Source organism: Streptomyces alkaliphilus (assembly GCF_014141535.1).
Classification (GTDB): domain Bacteria; phylum Actinomycetota; class Actinomycetes; order Streptomycetales; family Streptomycetaceae; genus Streptomyces; species Streptomyces alkaliphilus.
In genome coordinates this window covers 1-1,886 of sequence record NZ_VKHT01000963.1, presented here as the reverse complement: position 1 = coordinate 1,886, position 1,886 = coordinate 1, and the positions used below count along the sequence as shown (strand labels likewise).

The 1,886-nt window shown below is 74.1% G+C and carries 1 protein-coding gene; it reads right to left on the bottom strand.

The window, feature by feature from the left end:
• Positions 1 to 358: 358 nt before the first annotated feature.
• Positions 359 to 1,666 carry a PucR family transcriptional regulator gene (locus FNQ90_RS21520; protein WP_182607872.1) on the bottom strand — a complete coding sequence of 436 codons (1,308 nt, stop codon included), beginning with the start codon at positions 1,664 to 1,666 and terminating at the stop codon, positions 359 to 361.
• Positions 1,667 to 1,886: the final 220 nt, after the last annotated feature.

Here is a 1,886-nt window from a genome sequence, read left to right as displayed (position 1 = left end):
GGGCTCCGGGGGTGTGCCCGGCGGCCGGGGCTCCTGCGCGGCCCGGGGAGTGGGGGTGTCGGGGTTCATCGCGTGCTCCCTGCGGTCGGTGGTCGCACGTCGCCGGCGCGGCCGGGGCGCCGGCCGTCCGCGCCGGGTCGGCGGGGTTCGGGACGCCCGCCCCGCGCCGGCCGTCGTGCCGGTGGGCCGCCGGGCCCGAACGGAACCGCGGTGGGAATCGGGTGTCCGAAGGTTCTCCTTTCCCCAGCCTAGGCACCTTCACCCGGACGCCGCGGGGGGGCGAACGGCCTGCCGGGCACGGCGCCGCGTCCGGACCACCCGGACGGCCCCGGCACCGCGCCCGGGGCCGACCCCGACCTCAGATCACCGGTCGGCCCCCCTCCAGGACCCGGCGGGCGGTGAGCGCCAGCGAGAGCTCGGCCGTCTCGCCGGGACTGCCCAAGGAGCGACCGGTGAGCTTCTCGTACCGCCGCAGTCGGTTCAGGACCGTGTTGCGGTGGCAGGAGAGGCGTTCGCCGGTGCGCTGGGCGGAGGCGTCGCACTCCAGCCAGGTCGCGAGGGTGTCCAGCAGGATCTCCCGATCGCCGGGGTCGAGCCGGCGCAGCGGCCCCAGGACGCGTTCGGTCAGGACCGCTCCCAGGTCCGGCGAGGAGACCAGCAGGGCGGCGGCGAGGTGGTCGCCCAGCAGGGCGACCTCCCCGTCGGCCGGGCACGCCTGGAGTGCCTTCTCCGCCAACGACCTCGCCTCCCCGAGGCCGACCAGCCCTCTGACCGGGGGGCTGACGCCGATCCTCACCGGTGGCAGGCCCGGGCCCGGCGTCAGGTCGCGGGCGAGCCGTTCCAGGCCGCGCTCCCCCTCACGCGGTTCGCCGGGTTCCTCCTCCAGCGGGGCGATGGCCAGGTCCACGGGGTCGCCGGGGTTCCAGACCAGCCGGTCACCGGCGGGTCCGGTGCGCAGCGCGGCGCGTCCGGGGCCGCCGATGGCGACCACCGCGTAGCGGCCGTCCTCGGAGAGGCCGAGCGCCTCGACCACGTCGGGCAGATCGGCGACCCGGACCGTGCCGTGCAGCAGGGCCTCGGTCATGAGACGGATGCGGTTCTCCCGCCGCCAGGCCATCTCACGCTCCGCCCTGCGATAGGCCTCGGCGGCGAGCGAACAGTGCTCGTCCACGAAGTTCCACACGTCGCCGGCGACGTGCACCAGCAGGCGCATGGACTCGGGGTCCTGCCTGGCCGCGGTGTCCAGGAGTTCCTCCCAGACCACGCCGCCACCGAGCCGGAAGGCGTGCTGGAGCGCGTCCAGCGGCAGTCCCTGGCGCGCCCGGTCCGAACCGATGCGACGCGAGCAGTGCCGGGCGGATTCGCGCATGCCCCGGGGGTCGATCAGGCAGCCGACGTTGTGGCGCAGGGAGCGGTGCACCTCCTGCCACAGGGCCTCGGTGTCCACTCCGGGGCCCCGGTAGGAGGGCTCCTGTTCGCGGAGCAGTGCCACCACCCGGTCGGTGAGGTGGGGCAGGCGGTGCAGCAGCAGCCGGGCGGAGCGGCGCAGTACCAGGAGCGTCTGCGCGCGGTCGGGTGGACGCGTGGCCTCGCGTCGATCGTTCCGGTCGACCCGGTGGTCCCGGGTCGTCACGGCGACCTCCCGGGGCCTGGTGCTCAGGGGCATCACGAACCTCCACCTGTAGGGGCGGGAAGGGCGGCTCGCTCTGCATTGTTGGGGTGCGGCGGTCCACGATCCAGTGCTGTGCCCGTAGTGCAACCAAAGCCATACCGTCCAGTCGGTAACTGTTGGAATTTTCTCGATCGCGCTTTCTATTCTGTTTTTTTTCGGGGACTTCTGTGACATTCATGTACTCGTGCGGACCCGGGGGCCCGGGGGCCCGGGG

What these genes read in the sequence shown, in the direction of transcription:
- FNQ90_RS21520 (WP_182607872.1), bottom strand. Translation starts at nt 1,666, where the DNA reads ATGCCCCTGAGCACCAGGCCCCGGGAGGTCGCCGTGACGACCCGGGAC.